Below are 16,249 nucleotides of genomic sequence, written 5' to 3' on the forward strand. Positions count from 1 at the left end.
GAACCCCATGTCGACCCACGACTTCATCGCCGTCGGGCTGGGCCCGTACAACCTCGGCCTGGCCTGCCTCACCGCCCCGATCGCCGACCTCGACGGCCTCTTCCTGGAGGCCCGCGACGACGTCGACTGGCATCCCGGCATGCTGCTGGAAAGCGCGCACCTGCAGACCCCGTTCCTCGCCGACCTGGTCACCCTCGCCGACCCCACCTCGCCGTACTCCTTCCTCAACTACCTCAAGGAGATCGGCCGGCTCTACCCCTTCTACATCCGGGAGAGCTTCTTCCCGCTGCGCAGCGAGTTCGACGCGTACTGCCGGTGGGCCGCCGCGAGGCTGCCCGGCGTCCGGTTCGGCCACCAGGTCACCGCCATCGAGTACGACCCGACGGGCGACCGGTACGTCGTGCGCGCCCGGGTGGACGGCCGCGAGGTCACCCACCGGGCCCGGCGGCTGGTGCTCGGCACCGGCACCCCGCCGCACGTGCCGCCCGCCTGCGCGGGGCTGGGCGGCGACGTGATCCACAACTCGCGGTACCGGGAGCACCGGGCGGCGCTGCGCGGCAAGCGGAGCATCACCGTGGTCGGCAGCGGGCAGAGCGCCGCCGAGATCTACCACGACCTGCTCGCCGACATCGACACCCACGGGTACCAGCTGACCTGGGTCACCCGCTCGCCGCGCTTCTTCCCGCTCGAATACACCAAGCTCACCCTGGAGCTGACCTCCCCGGACTACGTGGACTACTTCCACGCTCTGCCCGAGCCGACCCGCTACCGGCTGGAGGCCGAGCAGAAGGGCCTGTTCAAGGGCATCGACGCCGAGCTGATCAACGCGATCTTCGACCTGCTCTACGTGAAGAGCGTCGGCGGCCCGGTGCCCACCCGGCTGCTCACCAACACCGAGCTGGTCCGGGCGACCCACGACCCGCAGCGCGGGACCTACACGCTGGGGCTGCACCACGTCGAGCAGGGGCGCGACGTCACCCTGGAGACCGAGGGGCTGGTGCTCGCCACCGGCTACCGCTACCGGGTGCCCGCCTTCCTCGAACCGATCCGGGACCGGATCCGCTGGGACGGCCAGGGCCGCTTCGACGTGGCCCGCAACTACAGCATCGACCACACCGGACGCGGCATCTTCCTGCAGAACGCCGGCACCCACACGCACAGCGTCACCTCGCCCGACCTGGGCATGGGCCCGTACCGCAACTCGTGGATCATCCGCGAGCTGACCGGCCGCGAGCACTACCCGATCGAGAAGAGCATCGCCTTCCAGGAGTTCGGCGCGCCCGCCGGGATGACGTCATGAGCGTGCACCGGCGGCATGATCCGCGGCTCGGCGAGTTCAGCCTCCGCCCGCTCGACCCGGACGCCGACGCCGCGCTGCTGCACGGCTGGGTCACCCACCCCAAGGCGGCGTTCTGGATGATGGCGGACGCCGGGATCGACGACGTGGCCCGGACGTACCGGGAGATCGCCGCGCACCCGCACCACGACGCGTACCTGGGCTGCTGGCGGGGCCGGCCGGCGTTCCTCGCCGAGCGCTACGACCCCGCCGAGGTCGAACTGGTCGGACTCCACGACGCGGTCCCGGGCGACGTGGGGATGCACTTCCTCTGCGCGCCCACCGGGACGCCGGTGCACGGCTTCAGTCTCGCCGTGCTCACCACGGTGCTGGACTGGCTCTTCGCCGACCCGGCCACCCGGCGGGTGGTGGTCGAGCCCGACGTGCGCAACACCGCGGTGCACGCGTTGAACGCGGCCGTCGGGTTCACCGTCGTCGGGCCGATCAGCAAGCCCGAGAAGACCGCCCTGCTGAGCGTCTGCACCCGCGCGCGGTTCCTGACCGCCACCCGCCGAGAGGTGACCCCGTGACCACCCCCTCCGCCGCCGTCGCCCATCTCACCCCCGAGCTGTGGGCCGCCGCCAACCGCCACCTGGTCCGCAAGGCGCTGGCCGAGTTCGCCCACGAGCGGCTGATCACCCCCGAGCCGCACGGCCCCGGCCACTACCGGGTACGCGGCGACGACGGCACCGTCGAGTACCGCTTCGCGGCCCGGCGGCTCGCCCTGAACCACTGGTGGATCGACGCCGCCGGGCTGACCCGGCTCGTCGCCGGGCGGCCGGCCCCGCTGGACGCCGTCGACCTCTGCCTGGAGCTGCGCGGCTCGCTCGGCCTCAGCGACGCCGTGCTGCCGGTCTACCTGGAGGAGATCACCTCCACCCTGGCCGGGCTGGCGTACAAGCTGGCCCGGCCGGACGTCGACGCGGCGGAGCTGGCCCGGTCGGACTTCCAGCGGATCGAGACGGCGATGACCGAGGGCCACCCGTGCTTTGTGGCCAACAGCGGCCGGATCGGCTGGGGCGTGCCCGACCACCACCGGTACGCCCCGGAGGCCGGCCGTCCGGTCCGCCTGCTCTGGCTCGCCGCCCACCGCGAGCACACCACCTTCAGCTGCGCCGCCGACCTGGACTACGACACCCACGTCCGGGCCGAACTCGGCGCGGAGACCCTGGCCGCGTTCGCCGGCACCCTCACCGGGCTCGGCCTCGACCCGGACGACTACCTGCTGCTGCCGGTGCACCCCTGGCAGTGGTGGAACAGGTTGGCCGTCACCTTCGCCGGCGAGGTGGCCCGGCGGCACCTGGTGCCGCTGGGCGAGGGACCGGACGAGTACCGGGCGCAGCAGTCGGTGCGTACCTTCTTCAACCTCACCGACCCGGGCCGGCACTACGTGAAGACCGCGCTCTCGGTGCTCAACATGGGCTTCCTGCGCGGGCTGTCCGCCGCGTACATGGCGCACACCCCGGCCATCAACGACTGGCTGGCCGGCGTGCTCGCCGCCGACCCGGTGTTCGCTCGGACCGGGCTGTCGATCATCCGGGAGCGGGCCGCGATCGGCTACCGGCACCGGCAGTTCGAGGCGGCCACCGACCGGTACTCGCCGTACCGGAAGATGCTCGCCGCGCTCTGGCGGGAGAGCCCGGTGCCAGGGCTGGCCCCGGGCCGCCGGTTGGCCAGCATGGCCGCGCTGCTGCACGTGGACCGGGCCGGCCGGTCGGTGGTGGCGGCGCTGATCGCCGAGTCCGGCCTCGCGCCGGCGGTCTGGCTGCGCCGCTACCTGGACGCCTACCTGGTTCCGCTGCTGCACGCCCTGCACGCCTACGACCTCGCGTTCATGCCGCACGGCGAGAACGTCATCCTGGTGCTGCGCGACGGCGCCGTGGAACGGGTGATCTTCAAGGACATCGCCGAGGAGATCGTGGTGATGGACCCGGACGCGGACCTGCCCGAGGCGGTCCACCGGATCCGGGCGTCGGTACCGGCCGAGGAGAAGGACCTCGCCATCTTCACCGACGTCTTCGACTCCTTCCTGCGTCACCTCAACGCCATCCTGGTCACCGAGGGCGTGCTGGACGAGGAGTCGTTCTGGGGCACGGTGGCCGGGTGCGTGGCGGCCTACACCGCCTCGGTGCCGGAGCTGGCGGGCCGGCACGACCTGTTCGTCCCCGAGTTCGCGCTCTCCTGCCTGAACCGGCTGCAACTGCGCGACAACCAGCAGATGGTCGACCTGGCGGATCCCTCGGCGGCGCTCCAGTTCGTCGGCACGCTGGCCAACCCCATCGCCCCGTACGCCCCGCGGTCGTGAGCGGCCTCGCCGCGCCGGCGGCCCCGGCCGGTCCGCCGGTGCTCCGGCACCGCTGGTGGGTGCTGGCCGTGCTCTGCCTGGCCCAGGTGACGGTGGTGCTGGACAACACGGTGCTCACCGTCGCGGTGCCGGTGCTCACCACCGAGCTGGACGCCAGCACCAGCGACATCCAGTGGATCATCAACGCGTACGCCCTGGTGCTGTCCGGCCTGCTGATCACCGCGGGCAGCGCGGCCGACCGGTATGGCCGGCGCCGGATGCTGCTGGCCGGGCTGGTGCTGTTCGGGGCCGGCTCGCTGGCCGCCGGGCTGGCCACCACCACCGGCCAGCTCATCGCGGCCCGCGCCGGCATGGGCGTGGGCGGGGCGCTGCTGGTCACCGCCACTCTCGCGGTGGCCGTGCAGGTCTTCGAGGGGCCGGCGCGGCAGCGGGCCATCGGGGTGTGGGCGGCGACCAGCGCGCTGGGTTTCGCCGTCGGACCGCCGGTCGGCGGGACCATCCTCGCCCACCTGCCCTGGCCGGCCATCTTCCTGGTGAACGTGCCGGTGGTGCTGGTCTGCCTGGTGGCCGTCCGGCTGCTCGTGCCGGAGTCCCGCAAGCCGGCCACCGGCCGCCTCGACGTGCCCGGGGTGCTGCTCTCCACGGCCGGGCTCACCGGCGTGGTCTGGGCCATCACCGCCGGGCCGGAGCAGGGCTGGGCCGCACCGGCGGTGCTCGCCGCGGCCGGCGCCGGCCTGCTGCTGCTCGGTCTCTTCGTCGCCTGGGAGCGCCGGGTCGCCGACCCGGTGCTGGACCTGGGACTGTTCCGCAACCCCCGCTTCACCGGCGCGGTCTGCGGGGTCGTGCTGATCACCTTCGGCGCGACCGGCGCGCTGTTCCTGCTCACCCTGCACCTGCAGTTCGTGCGCGGCTATCCGGCCTGGGAGGCCGGGCTGCGGATGGCGCCGTTCGCCCTCGCCATCGTGGTGCTCAACCTCACCGGGGTGGCCACCGCGCTGATCCGCCGGACGGGGCGGCCGGCCGCGGTCGCGGTCGGCATGGCGTTGCTCGCCGTCGGCCTGCTGGCCGTCACGTTCACCGCGGGCGACGGCTATCCGGTGCTGCTCGGCGGCCTGCTGTTGATGGGCGCGGGCTGCGCGCTGGCCAATCCGGCGATCGTCGAGGCGGTGCTGAGCGCGCTGCCGCCGGAGCGGGCCGGCGCCGGCGCGGGTGTCGACGGCACCATGACCGAGGTGGGCGGCAGCCTGGGCGTGGCGGTGCTGGGCGCGGTGCTCAACGCGCGGTTCGCCGCCCTGCTGCCGGCCGCGCTGGCCGGGGCCGGCTCGTTCCCGGCCGCGCTGCAGGCGGCGGCCACCGACGGCGAACGCGTGCTGGTCCGGAACGCGTTCCGGACGGCGCTGGAGACCGGGCAGGCGGCCGGGGCGGCGGCCGTGCTGGCCGGCGGCCTGGTCACCGCGTACCTGCTGCACCGGGCCCGGCACCGGTGACGGCGCCGGGGTCGCGGCGGCCGGATCAGCCGGCGACCTGCCAGAGCAGGAATCCGTTGAGCGCCACCACCAGGGCGGTGATCACCACCGCGATGGCCGTGGTGAGCCGGCGGTTCACCAGGTCGCCCATCAGGTCACGGCGCCGGGTGAAGGCGACCACCGGGATCAGCGCGAACGGGATGCCGAAGCTCAGCACCACCTGGGAGAGCACCAGCGCCCGGGTCGGGTCGACGCCCGCGGCCAGCACCACGAGGGCGGGCAGCAGGGTGACCAGGCGGCGGACCGGCAGCGGCACCCGGCGGCGCAGGAAGCCCTGCATGATGATCTCACCGGCGTAGGTGCCCACGCTGGTCGAGGCCAGGCCGGACAGGAGCAGGGCGACGGCGAAGCCGAGCGCCGACGCGGCGCCCAGCGTCCCGGCCAGGCCGGCGTGCACGCCCTCCAGGGTGTCCGTGCCCGGGATCGCGGTGCCGTGGAAGGCGGCCGCCGCGACCAGCAGCATGGCGAGGTTGACCGCGCCGGCCGCGCCGAGCGCGAGCAGCACGTCGGTACGCAGACCCCGGGCCACGATCCGCCGTTCGGCCCGGTCGGCGACCGGGATGCGGTTCGGGGTCAGCGCCGAGTGCACGTAGATGACGTGCGGCATCACTGTCGCGCCGAGGATGCCGGCGGCGAGCAGCAGGCCGTCGGTGTCGTGCACCCGGGGCACCAGGCCACCGGCCGCGGCGGTGACGTCCGGCCCCGCCGCCACCAGGTTGGCCGCGAACGCCAGGACGATGACGCCGAGCAGCACCGTGATGGCGATCTCGAACGGCCGGAAGCCGCGCGAGCGCAGCGCCAGCACCGCGAACGCGGTGCCGCCGACGATGACGCCGCCGCCGAGCAGGGGGATGCCGAAGAGCAGGTACAGGGCGACCGCGCCGCCGATGACCTCGGCCAGGTCGGTGGCCATGGCCACCAGCTCGGCCTGGACCCACATGACCCGGTTGACCGGGCGGGGCAGCTGCTCGCGGCACAGTTCGGGCAGGCTGCGCCCGGTCGCCAGGCCGAGCTTGGCGGTGAGCGTCTGCACCAGCATGGCGGCCAGGTTGGCCGCCACGACCACCCAGACCAGCAGGTAGCCGTAGCGCGCGCCGGCGGTGGAGTTGGTGGCGAAGTTGCCCGGGTCGACGTAGGCGACCGCGGCCACGAAGGCCGGCCCCAGCAGGATGAGCCGGCCGCGTATCGGGCCGCGGGCGCGGGCCGTCCCCAGCGGTGAGGTGACGGTGACGTCGTTGGTGACCACGGTGTGCTCCTCGGCGACGGTGCGCGGGGCGAAGGCGGCAGGGAATGCCCTGGCCCCAGCTTTCCGACCCGGGCTCGTGTTTGTCGGCGGGTTGGCGAAATCGAGGGCCGGCGTCACGCGCGAGCGGCCGCCCCGACCGGGGCGGCCGCTCGCCGAGGATCACCGGCCGACCGGAGAGCCCGTACTCCTACCACCTGAAGTTCTACCAGGACGACAAGGTGTCGGCCGATCAGCACTACACCGCGACGGACCGGCAGCTCCAGCGGATCGACCGGGACTTCCACGCCGAGGAGAACGTCACCGTCGGGGACAGCTGGAACCAGCTGCTACCCGGAGAGGTGTCGCCCGCCCAGACGACGTTCTTCGACCGAGGGCCGCGGGAACGCGCGCGGTACGTCGGGCCGGTCAGCAACCCGGGCCAGTACGCCGAGAACATCGTGTTCCGGCTGCACGACATCGCGAAGAACCCGACGGGGGTGGAACCCGATGTGCCGCCCGCCGGTTCGTACTACACCCTGAAGCCCGGTTCGGCCGGCCACGAGGACTGGTACGGCGGACCGTCGGTCCCCGGCGCCGCGGAGACGACGCCGGCGCGGTCCAACATGCTGGCGTGCGGGGCGTGCCGGCAGGGCGACCTCTTCAGCCCATTCCTGCCGGCCACCTTCGCCGAGCCGCAGGTCGAGTCGTTCTACCTCGAACTCGCGCCGTCGGACCGGCTGCACCTCTACCGGGGCGACGAGGAGATCGAACCCACCCGGGACCTCGGCTACACCGCGTACACCCTCCCGGCCGAGCGGGCCCGCTACCGGCTCACCCACGAGCTGAACCCGATCGCGGAGAGCCTCCGGGACCGGTTCTACGACCGGCGGGTCAGCACCGAGTGGGGGTTCACCTCGGCGCGGGTCACCGAGCAGAACAAGAGCCCACTGGACTGTGCCGGCACGTTGCTGGCGACCTCCACCGCGCCGTGCGCCGTGCAGCCGCTGGTCTACCTGCGGTACCAGCTCAACGTGGACCTCGACAACACCGTCCGCCGCGGCACGCACCGGATCCAGCTGCACGCGTACCACGAGGTGGCGGGGAGCCCGGCGGCGCGGATCGTCTCGATCAAGGCGTGGGTGAGCTTCGACGGAGAGAAGACCTGGCAGACGGCGTCGACCGGCGCCGTCGACGGGGGCACGGTCACCGCGACCCTGCCGGCGCCGCCCACGGGTGCCACGACGGCCAGCCTGCGGGTGCAGGCGACCGACGCGGCCGGCAACAGCGTCGACCAGACCGTGCACGAGGCGTACGGCGTGCGCTGACGCTGAACCAGCAGACGCTCGCCGATCCCATCGACGCGCGGTGACACATCGGGAAAGGAGCCAGCAGCCGGCCGGTGCCCACCGGCCGGCTGCCGCGCGTTCGGCACCGCACCGGATGTCCGGGCCGCCGGAGTGGGCGCGGTGCGGGTCGTCCGGGTTGACCGTGCTGGTCGGCCGCCCGCGGACACGGCCGAGCGGCCGCCCGGGGAGGGGCGGCCGCTCGTGGTGGTGGGCCGGGTCAGGCGGCGGTGGACCAGATGGCGCGGAAGGCGGCGGCCTCGCCGGCCAGCCACTGCTCGATCTGGGCGGGCTTGACGTCGGTGGGCATCCGGTGGGCCTGGCCGCGCCGGACGTCGACCAGCACCGGCTCGGCGTGTGGCAGGACCGCGTCGATGTGCCGGGCCATCAGGTGCAGGGTGGCCAGGGTGGCCTCCTCGCTGGGCGGGGTGTCGTCGAAGTGCAGCCGGACCGCCTCGGCGCGGCCGTCGGCGTAGCGCACCCCGAAGTGCGGGTTGATCTTGACGGGCAGGTCGCCCAGCATGGCCAGGGCGTCGCGGGTCTGGGCCAGGTCGACGCCGGCCGGCTCGCCGAGCGAGTGCAGCCAGGTGGTCGCCCCGGGCACCAGCGCCTCGTAGAGCGGGCGCCAGCGTGGCTTGACCACGTCGGCCACCTGGGCCAGGTGGGTGCCGCCGGTGTGGAAGGCGATGTCGGCCTTGAGCGCCTTGACGAACTGACCGTGCGGGTTGAACCCGTGCCGGCTCGCCCGCTGCTTGCGCAGGCCGCCGACGAAGGTGGCCTTGGTGGGCCCGGTGCGGTCCACGTACCGGGTGAACCCGAGGAGGGTGGCGTAGGGGGTGACGGGGGTGGCGGAGGTGGGCGCGGTCACGAGCATCCTCCCAGGTCAAAAGCTCGATTAGTACATACATTCTAATCGACGGGTCTGACATCGCCCAGCGATTCTGGGGGTCGAGATGCTGCCGCGTCCGCGGGCACTCCGCGGGCGCCCGGGTTCCCAACCTGGAACCGGATGCGACAGATGCCCCTCAACCGGCTCGGGTCGGTCGGAGGGTCGCCAGGGCCGCGGTCAGCCGGTCGATGCCGAACTCGAAGGCCTCGTCGAGGTCGCCGCCGAGGTTGAAGGCTCCGGCGAGTTCCATGCTGATGAAGCCGTTCGCCCACGCCGTGAACATGCGGGCGGCCGGCAGGGCGTGCTGTGGTCCGGCGAGATCGGTGGCGACGCGCAGGGCGGGGGCGCTGGCCCGGGTGAGGCTTTCGAGGCTGGGTCGGGTCGCGGCGGGGCCGTTGGCGAAGATCAGGTGATATTCGGCGGGCTGGGCGTGCGCGAACGCCCGGAACGCGTGGGCGAGTTCGCGGAGGTCCCGGCCCGGGTCCCCGCTGCCGGCGACGGCACTGAGCCGATCGCCCAGGTCGAGGACGGTGGCCTCGGTGACGAGGCGGATCAGGTCGTCGCGGTTGCGGACCCGTTTGTACAGCGAGGGGGGTCGTACCCCGACCCGCTCGGCGACCGCCTGCATGGTCAGCCGCGGCAGCCCGTCGGCCCTCAGGATCTGGCGGGCGGCCGCGACGATGTCGGCCAGGGACGTCCGGTCGGGCGTCGGCATGGGTCTTTCCTTCCGGCTGGGCGATGATCGTCACCATGATAGCTATGGACCTTAGCCATGATGGCTATGTATCGTAGCTATCAGAGCACGACAAACTCCGGAGGACGTCATGCAACTCGGCCCGCACCTGCACCGCATCGGCAACGACATCGTGGCCGCGTACCTCGTCGAGACCGAGGAGGGCGTGACGGTCGTGGACGCCGGCCTCGCCGGTCACTGGTCCGACCTGGTCACGGAGTTGGCCGCCATGGGCCGGTCGCTCGCCGACATCCGCGGGTTGATCCTCACCCACGGCGACACCGACCACATCGGGTTCGCCGAGCGGCTGCGGCGCGATCACGGCGTGCCGGTCTACGTGCACCCCGCCGACGCGGCCCGCGCCCGTGGCGAGGTCAAGTACAAGGCGCCGTTCGGCGCGTTCAAGGTGGGCGCCCTGGCCAGCTTCTTCTGGTACGCGGGCCGCAAGGGCGGGCTGCGCACGACGTACCTCAGCGAGGTGGTCACCGTGGACGACGGTGACGTGCTCGACCTGCCCGGCGCTCCCCGCACCATCGGCATGCCCGGTCACTCGCCGGGCAGCATCGCCGTGCACGTGCCGATCGCCGACGCGGTGTTCGTGGGCGACGCCCTCACCACCCGGCACGTGCTGACCGGCCAGCACGGGCCGCAGCCGGCGCCGTTCACCGACGACCCGGACCTGGCGCTCGCCTCGCTCGCCCGCATCGAGGAGCTGCCGGCCACGTGGATCCTCCCCGGCCACGGCACCCCGTGGAACGAGGGCGCCAGCGAGGCGGTACGCCGGATCAAGGCGGTCGCGCGGGCCCGGTGAGCGACGAGCACCCCGGCCTGGCCTTCTCCACCGGCGCCACGGCGGCGCACCTCGCCGGGGGAGGCGCGGCACCGGCAGCCCGGCCTGGGTGCGGAGGTCAGAGCTGCCCGACGTCGGTGATCCGGACGACCGCCGCGCCCGCCTCGTCGGAGGCGGCGAGGTCGATCTCGGCGCTGATCCCCCAGTCGTGGTCGCCGTCCGGGTCGTCCAGGATCTGGCGCACGGTCCACCTCTCCCGGCCCTGCTCGATCATCAGCAGCGCCGGCCCGCGCGCGTCCGGCCCCACCCCGATCGAGTCGTACGCCTCAAAGTACGGCTCCAGCGCGTCCGCCCACGCGTCGGCGTGCCAGCCGTCCCCGGCGTCCAGCTCGCCGAGCAGGTCCCAGCGGCGCAGCGCGGCCAGCTCGACCCGGCGGAACAGCGCGTTGCGCACCAGCACCCGGAACGCCCGGGCGTTGCGGGTGACCGCGGGCGGCCGGTCGGCCAGCGAGGCGGCCACCTCCTCGACGTCGGACGGGTTGCGCAGCCGCTCCCACTCGTCGATGAGGCTGGAGTCGACCTGCCGGACCAGCTCGCCCAGCCACTCGATGAGGTCGACCAGCTCCTCGGTCTTGGCGTCCTCGGGGACGGTCTGCCGCAGCGTCTTGTACGCGTCGGCGAGGTAGCGCAGCACCAGGCCCTCGGAGCGGGACAGGCCGTAGAACTGCACGTACTCGGGGAAGGTCATGGCCCGCTCGTACATGTCGCGGACCACCGACTTGGGGGAGAGCTGGTGGTCGGCGACCCAGGGGTGGCCCTGCCGGTACATCTCGTACGCCGACTCCAGCAGCTCGGCCAGGGGCTTCGGCCAGGTCACCTCGTCGAGGAGTTCCAGCCGGGCCTCGTACTCGATGCCCTCGGCCTTCATCGCGGCGACCGCCTCGCCGCGGGCCTTGAACTGCTGCGCCGAGAGCACCTGGCGCGGGTCGTCCAGGATCGACTCGATCACGCTGAGCACGTCGAGGGCGTACGACGGGGACTCCCGGTCGAGCAGCTCGACGGTGGCCAGGGCGAGCGGGGAGAGCGGCTGGTTGAGCGCGAAGTCGAGCTGGAGGTCGACGGTGAGGCGTACCCGCCGGCCGGTCTCGTCCGGCTCGGGCAGCTCCTCGACCACGCCGCCGGCGCGCAGCGCCCGGTAGATGGCGATGGCCCGGCGGATGTGCCGGCGCTGGGCGGCCGGGTCCTCGTGGTTGTCGGTGAGCAGGTGCCGCATCGAGGCGAACGCGTCGCCCGGCCGGCCGATGACGTTGAGCAGCATCGAGTGGCTGACCTGGAAGCTGGAGGTCAGCGGCTCCGGCTCGGCCTCGACCAGCCGCTGGAAGGTCGGCTCGCCCCAGCCGATGGAGCCCTCCGGCGGCTTCTTCTTCACCACCTTGCGGCGCTTCTTCGGGTCGTCGCCCGCCTTCGCGAGGGCCTTCTCGTTCTCGATCACGTGCTCGGGGGCCTGCACCACGACCCGGCCGAGGGTGTCGAACCCGGCCCGCCCGGCCCGGCCGGCGATCTGGTGGAACTCGCGGGCCTTGAGCAGCCGGGTGCGGGTGCCGTCGTACTTGCTCAGGCCGGTGAAGAGCACGGTGCGGATCGGCACGTTGATGCCGACGCCGAGGGTGTCGGTGCCGCAGATGACCTTGAGCAGCCCGGCCTGGGCCAGGGTCTCCACCAGGCGGCGGTACTTGGGCAGCATGCCGGCGTGGTGCACGCCGATGCCGTGCCGGACCAGCCGGGACAGCGTCTTGCCGAAGCCGGAGGTGAACCGGAAGTTCCCGATCGCCTGCGCGATCATGTCCTTCTCCGCCCGGGTGCAGACGTTGACGCTCATCAGCGCCTGGGCCCGTTCCAGCGCGGCGGCCTGGGTGAAGTGCACGACGTAGACCGGGGCCTGCTTGGTCTCCAGCAGTTCCTCCAGGGTCTCGTGCAGCGGCGTCAGCGCGTACGAGAAGAGCAGCGGGACCGGCCGCTCGGCCGAGCGGACGACGGCGGTCGGCCGCCCGGTGCGCCGGCTCAGGTCGTCGACGAAGCGGGTGGTGTCGCCGAGCGTGGCCGACATCAGCACGAACTGGGCCTGCGGCAGCTCGATGATCGGCACCTGCCAGGCCCAGCCCCGGTCGGGCTCGGCGTAGAAGTGGAACTCGTCCATGATCACCTGGCCGACGTCGGCCCGGGCGCCCTCGCGCAGCGCCAGGTTCGCCAGGATCTCGGCGGTGCAGCAGATGATCGGGGCGTCGGCGTTGACGCTGGCGTCGCCGGTGAGCATGCCGACGTTCTCCGCGCCGAAGACCTCGCAGAGGGCGAAGAACTTCTCCGAGACCAGCGCCTTGATCGGCGCGGTGTAGAAGCTCGTCCGGTCGTCGGCCAGCGCGGCGAAGTGCGCCGCGATCGCCACCAGGCTCTTGCCCGAGCCGGTCGGGGTATTCATGATCACGTTCGCGCCGGAGACGATCTCGATGACCGCCTCCTCCTGGTGGGGGTAGAGGGCGAAGCCGCGCTCGGACGCCCAGGAGGCGAACGCGTCGTAGAGGGTGTCGGGATCGGCGGTCTTCGGCAGCGCGGCGGTGAGAGTCATGGCGACTCCCATCGTGCCTGGATCATGGGTCGCCGCGCCAACCGGGTTCAGCGCCGCCGGTGGATCAGGTCGAAGATCTCCCGCCCAGCGGTGAGCGCGCGCCGCTCGAACTTGGTCACCGGCCGGTGCGCCGGGCGCGGCGGGTAGCCCCCGTGTACGTCCACCAGGTCCGGGTCGGCGGTCAACGTCTGGCGCATCGACTCGGCGTACTCGGCCCAGTCGGTGGCGCAGTGCAGCGTCCCGCCGGGGGCCAGCCGGGAGCGCAGCAGCGCCACGTGCGCCGGCTGGATGAGCCGCCGCTTGTGGTGCCGGGCCTTGGGCCACGGGTCGGGGAAGAAGACGTGCACCGCGTCCAGGCAGCCCGCCGGCAGGGCCCGGACCAGGTCGAGCGCGTCGCCGCGGGCCACCCGCACGTTCGCCAGCCGGTGCCGTTCGACCAGGTCGAGCAGGTTGCCGATTCCGGGCGTGTGCACCTCGACCGCCAGATAGTGTCGGTCCGGGTCGGCCGCCGCCATCGCGGCGGTGGCGTCGCCCATGCCGGAGCCGATCTCCAGCACCAGCGGCGCCCGCCGGTCGAACAGCGTCGCCGGATCGCACGGCCCGTCCAGGTCGGCGATCTCCAGCCCGTACGTGGGCCAGAGCCGGGCCAGCGCGTCGCGCTGCCGGTCGCCCATCCGCCCGCGACGCGGGTGGAAGGTCCGGATGCGGCCGGGGTGGGCCGGCGGGGCGGCCGGCGAGTCGGTGGAGGTCACAGCGACCCGAGCGTACGCGACCGTGGCGCCGGATCGGATGTGCGGTACGGCCGGGGGTGAGAGGATTCATCCCGTACGGCAGGACGGGTGGCGCGCCGCCCGACACCGCCAACGCGACGGCGCCGGGAGGGGCCATGGTGTCAGTCACGGGACGGGCGGCGCTGCTGGTCGCGGCCGCCGCGTGCAGCGCCCCGCTGGTCGGCGTCGGGCCCGCCCAGGCCGGCGCCGCACGGGTGGCGACCGCTCCGGCGCCAGCCGCCGTCGTGCCCGTCGCCGCGCCCGGACCCGGGCAGCCGGGGACGCCGCCCGCCGACGTGATCTTCGTGGAGGTCACCCCGAGCACCGTCGAGCCCGGCTTCCTGGTCGGCGTCCGGGCCAGCTGCCGGGACAACTCCGTGCCGGCGATCGTGGTCTCGGACGCGTTCGGCCGGATCCAGGTGCACCCGCAGCACGGGCTGCTCACCGCCTCGCCGATGGTCAAGGAGCGCACCCGGCCCGGCAACTACCGGGTCAAGCTGGAGTGCCCCGGCGGGGAGACCGCCTCGACGATGCTCCAGGTGGTCAAGCGGGTGCAGCCGAGCCGCGGCCCGGCCACCGGGTTCGGCGGCACCGCCGGGATCGGCGCCGGTGGCCTGCTGGTGCCGATCGGTCTGGCGCTCACCGTGGCCGGGGGCGTGGTCGGCGTGGCCGCGTCGCGCCGGCCCCGGACGGTCCGTGGCGCCGCCCGCCGCTGAGTGCCGCCATGCCCCCGCAGCCCGCCTCCTCGCCCGCCACCCCGCCGGCCCCGGTCCGGGGACGTAGTCCCTGGGCGGCGCCGCTGGCGGTGATCCTGGTGCTGATCGGCGTCTTCGCCACCGGCGCCGGGCTGGGACGCACCGCGGGGCCGTTCGACTGGGTGCCGGCGGCCACCGGACCGACCCCGGGCACCACCGCGCCGGCGCCGGCGCGGACGCCCGCCGCCCGCCCGGTCCGGCTCGCCGTGCCGGCGATCAAGGTGACCGCCCCGGTCACCCCGGTCGGCCAGGCCCGGGACGGCTCGATCGACGTTCCGCCGCTGACCCAGCACAACCAGACCGGCTGGTACGACCGGGGGGCGGTGCCCGGCGAGGCGGGCCGGGCGATCATCGTCGGGCACGTCGACACCAAGAGCGGTCCGGCGGTCTTCTATCGGCTGCACGACCTCAAGCCGGGCGACCGGATCGAGGTGACCCGGTCGGACCGGCGGGTGGTGACCTTCGCGGTCCAGACGGTGGAGTACTTCGACAAGGCCAACCTCCCCGCGGACCGGGTGTACGGCGACGCCGGCCCGGCGGAACTGCGGCTGATCACCTGCGGCGGGGAGTGGGTCGGTGGCCGGACCGGCTACCAGGACAACGTGATCGTCTTCGCCGCCCTGCTCGACACCCGCGCCCCCTGACCGCGGTCCGGCGCGGGCGGTGCCCGCCGGGGCCCGGCCGCCCGGACCGGTAGTCAGGGTCGTCGATGTTGCCGGAGCGGCTCGGGGCGTGCTGGAATGGCTCCCATCGCCGCAGCGCCGGGGGCAACCGCGCTGGGCACGGCGAGCACGGGAGCAGCGCAGTGCCGGCAACGGGCCGCTTCGGCAGCGGCCCGGGCGCCGCGTCGCCGGGTCATCTCCATTGCCAGCGCACCAGAACCGGCGACGAGGTGAAAAGCGATCATGATCTCCCGGGAAAGTTTCGCGGGTTGGTACCGGAACCGCTACGTGTGGGCGGCGGTGATCCTGCTGACGGTGTCGGCGGCCGCGGTCGTCCTGCACCGCTCGGCCGGCGTCGGGGTGCAGCCGGCCGACCTGGAGGGGCAGTTGATGGCCCGGATGCGTACCACCCTGGAACGGGTGGACCCGGGGCAGCACAACCACGCCGGCTCCGACGTCCAGCAGGCGGGCACCGCGGGGGCGGAGAAGCCGCCGGTCATCTGCGGGGTCCGCGTCTACGGCTACGAGCCGGCCGCCGCCGGCACCCTGGCCGACGTGCGGACGGTCTACGGCTTCCACCTGTGCGGGGTGGCCGAGCGGAAGTGCCCCTGGGACCTGGCGGTCAAGCTCGCCGGCCCGCTGATCATGGACATGTCCAGCGACCCGCCGGGCATCCAGGTGGTCGAGGCGACCGCCGAGGTGAGGTTCGTCGACCGGCTGCGGCAGATGTTCCCGCCCAGGTACGCGGAGCCGGCGCTCAAGGAGGCGCTGGCCGCGCAGGAGATGGCCGACCTGCGCCGCCGCTACGCCGCCGCGGCCGGAATCTGACCCCGCCGGACGGCCGCTCCGCGCCCGGCGACCGGCCGTGCCCGGCGACCGGCCGTGCCCGGCGACCGGCCGTGCCCGGCGACCGGCCGTCTCCGGTGGGCCTTCGGGTCCGGTAGGCCTTCGGGTCCGGCGGGGCGGGCGGCTCAGGCCTTGCCGGCCACCTGCTGGACCACCTCGAACTCCAGCAGCGTGGCGCCGGTCGACACCGGCTGGCGCGGCGCGGCGTCCGCGCCGCCCGCGTGCGCGGCCCGGGACGGCCCCTGGGCCCACGCCTGGTAGGCCTCCTCGGACTCCCAGCGGGTGTAGACGAAGTAGCGGCTCTCCCCGGCGACCGGGCGGAGCAGCTCGAAGCCGAGGAAGCCGGGGGAGTTCTCCACCGCGCCGGCCCGGGCCGCGAAGCGCTTCTCCAGCTCCTCGCCGGCACCGGGTGGGACGTCGATCGCGTTGATCTTCACGACTGCCAT

At 73.6% G+C, this 16,249-nt stretch carries 15 protein-coding genes; 9 read left to right on the forward strand and 6 right to left on the reverse strand.

Annotated features, from left to right (window positions below; translation table 11 throughout):
• Positions 1–7: 7 nt before the first annotated feature.
• The 4 genes from ACIBPB_RS18245 to ACIBPB_RS18260 are packed head-to-tail and all read left to right on the forward strand — an operon-like array spanning position 8 to position 5,128.
• Entirely contained in the window at positions 8–1,300 is a 1,293-nt protein-coding gene (locus tag ACIBPB_RS18245) for a lysine N(6)-hydroxylase/L-ornithine N(5)-oxygenase family protein (protein ID WP_396840749.1), read from the forward strand.
• Positions 1,297–1,866, forward strand: coding sequence for a GNAT family N-acetyltransferase (locus ACIBPB_RS18250; protein ID WP_396840750.1), 570 nt, complete (start codon positions 1,297–1,299; stop codon positions 1,864–1,866). The genes ACIBPB_RS18245 and ACIBPB_RS18250 overlap by 4 nt, the downstream gene beginning before the upstream one ends.
• Positions 1,863–3,641, forward strand: coding sequence for an IucA/IucC family protein (locus ACIBPB_RS18255; protein ID WP_396840751.1), 1,779 nt, complete (start codon positions 1,863–1,865; stop codon positions 3,639–3,641). The genes ACIBPB_RS18250 and ACIBPB_RS18255 overlap by 4 nt, the downstream gene beginning before the upstream one ends.
• Positions 3,638–5,128 (forward strand): MFS transporter, encoded by a 1,491-nt coding sequence (locus ACIBPB_RS18260; protein WP_396840752.1) that lies wholly within the window; start codon positions 3,638–3,640, stop codon positions 5,126–5,128. Before ACIBPB_RS18255 ends, ACIBPB_RS18260 begins: the two co-directional genes overlap by 4 nt.
• Positions 5,129–5,153: 25 nt before the next feature.
• Here ACIBPB_RS18260 and ACIBPB_RS18265 read toward each other — a convergent pair whose 3' ends face one another.
• A complete protein-coding gene (locus ACIBPB_RS18265) occupies positions 5,154–6,413 on the reverse strand; it encodes an Nramp family divalent metal transporter (protein WP_396840753.1) in 1,260 nt (419 codons plus the stop codon).
• A gap of 218 nt (positions 6,414–6,631) precedes the next feature.
• Between ACIBPB_RS18265 and ACIBPB_RS18270 the strand changes: the two genes are divergently transcribed.
• The gene (locus ACIBPB_RS18270) at positions 6,632–7,717 is read left to right on the forward strand and encodes a hypothetical protein (protein ID WP_396840754.1); all 1,086 of its coding nucleotides are present in this window, start codon (positions 6,632–6,634) and stop codon (positions 7,715–7,717) included.
• Positions 7,718–7,955: 238 nt separating this feature from the next.
• Here ACIBPB_RS18270 and ACIBPB_RS18275 read toward each other — a convergent pair whose 3' ends face one another.
• Together ACIBPB_RS18275 and ACIBPB_RS18280 are read right to left on the reverse strand one after the other, a co-directional pair.
• Positions 7,956–8,603, reverse strand: coding sequence for a hypothetical protein (locus ACIBPB_RS18275; protein WP_396840969.1), 648 nt, complete (start codon positions 8,601–8,603; stop codon positions 7,956–7,958).
• Positions 8,604–8,760: 157 nt separating this feature from the next.
• The gene (locus ACIBPB_RS18280; RefSeq protein WP_396840755.1) at positions 8,761–9,339 is read right to left on the reverse strand and encodes a TetR/AcrR family transcriptional regulator; all 579 of its coding nucleotides are present in this window, start codon (positions 9,337–9,339) and stop codon (positions 8,761–8,763) included.
• A 109-nt stretch (positions 9,340–9,448) separates the two neighbouring features.
• Between ACIBPB_RS18280 and ACIBPB_RS18285 the strand changes: the two genes are divergently transcribed.
• Positions 9,449–10,168 carry an MBL fold metallo-hydrolase gene (locus ACIBPB_RS18285; protein WP_396840756.1) on the forward strand — a complete coding sequence of 240 codons (720 nt, stop codon included), beginning with the start codon at positions 9,449–9,451 and terminating at the stop codon, positions 10,166–10,168.
• Positions 10,169–10,265: 97 nt separating this feature from the next.
• On the opposite strand, the gene ACIBPB_RS18290 is transcribed toward ACIBPB_RS18285, so the two are convergent.
• Positions 10,266–12,770 (reverse strand): DEAD/DEAH box helicase, encoded by a 2,505-nt coding sequence (locus ACIBPB_RS18290; RefSeq protein WP_396840757.1) that lies wholly within the window; start codon positions 12,768–12,770, stop codon positions 10,266–10,268.
• 47 nt (positions 12,771–12,817) lie between these two features.
• The gene (gene trmB / locus ACIBPB_RS18295) at positions 12,818–13,522 is read right to left on the reverse strand and encodes a tRNA (guanosine(46)-N7)-methyltransferase TrmB (RefSeq protein ID WP_396840758.1); all 705 of its coding nucleotides are present in this window, start codon (positions 13,520–13,522) and stop codon (positions 12,818–12,820) included.
• A gap of 134 nt (positions 13,523–13,656) precedes the next feature.
• Here trmB and ACIBPB_RS18300 point away from each other — a divergent pair, with 134 nt between their 5' ends.
• The 3 genes from ACIBPB_RS18300 to ACIBPB_RS18310 all read left to right on the forward strand — a co-directional run bounded on the left by ACIBPB_RS18300 (position 13,657) and on the right by ACIBPB_RS18310 (position 15,785).
• Positions 13,657–14,256 carry a hypothetical protein gene (locus ACIBPB_RS18300; protein ID WP_396840759.1) on the forward strand — a complete coding sequence of 200 codons (600 nt, stop codon included), beginning with the start codon at positions 13,657–13,659 and terminating at the stop codon, positions 14,254–14,256.
• An 8-nt stretch (positions 14,257–14,264) separates the two neighbouring features.
• Positions 14,265–14,939 (forward strand): class F sortase, encoded by a 675-nt coding sequence (locus ACIBPB_RS18305; RefSeq protein WP_396840760.1) that lies wholly within the window; start codon positions 14,265–14,267, stop codon positions 14,937–14,939.
• A gap of 261 nt (positions 14,940–15,200) precedes the next feature.
• Entirely contained in the window at positions 15,201–15,785 is a 585-nt protein-coding gene (locus ACIBPB_RS18310) for a hypothetical protein (RefSeq protein ID WP_396840761.1), read from the forward strand.
• Positions 15,786–15,928: 143 nt separating this feature from the next.
• On the opposite strand, the gene ACIBPB_RS18315 is transcribed toward ACIBPB_RS18310, so the two are convergent.
• Positions 15,929–16,249: an antibiotic biosynthesis monooxygenase family protein gene (locus tag ACIBPB_RS18315; protein WP_396840762.1), complete on the reverse strand. Its 321-nt coding sequence runs from the start codon at positions 16,247–16,249 to the stop codon at positions 15,929–15,931.

The organism is Micromonospora sp. NPDC049836 (genome assembly GCF_044465125.1).
In the GTDB taxonomy this organism is placed as follows: Bacteria; Actinomycetota; Actinomycetes; order Mycobacteriales; family Micromonosporaceae; genus Micromonospora.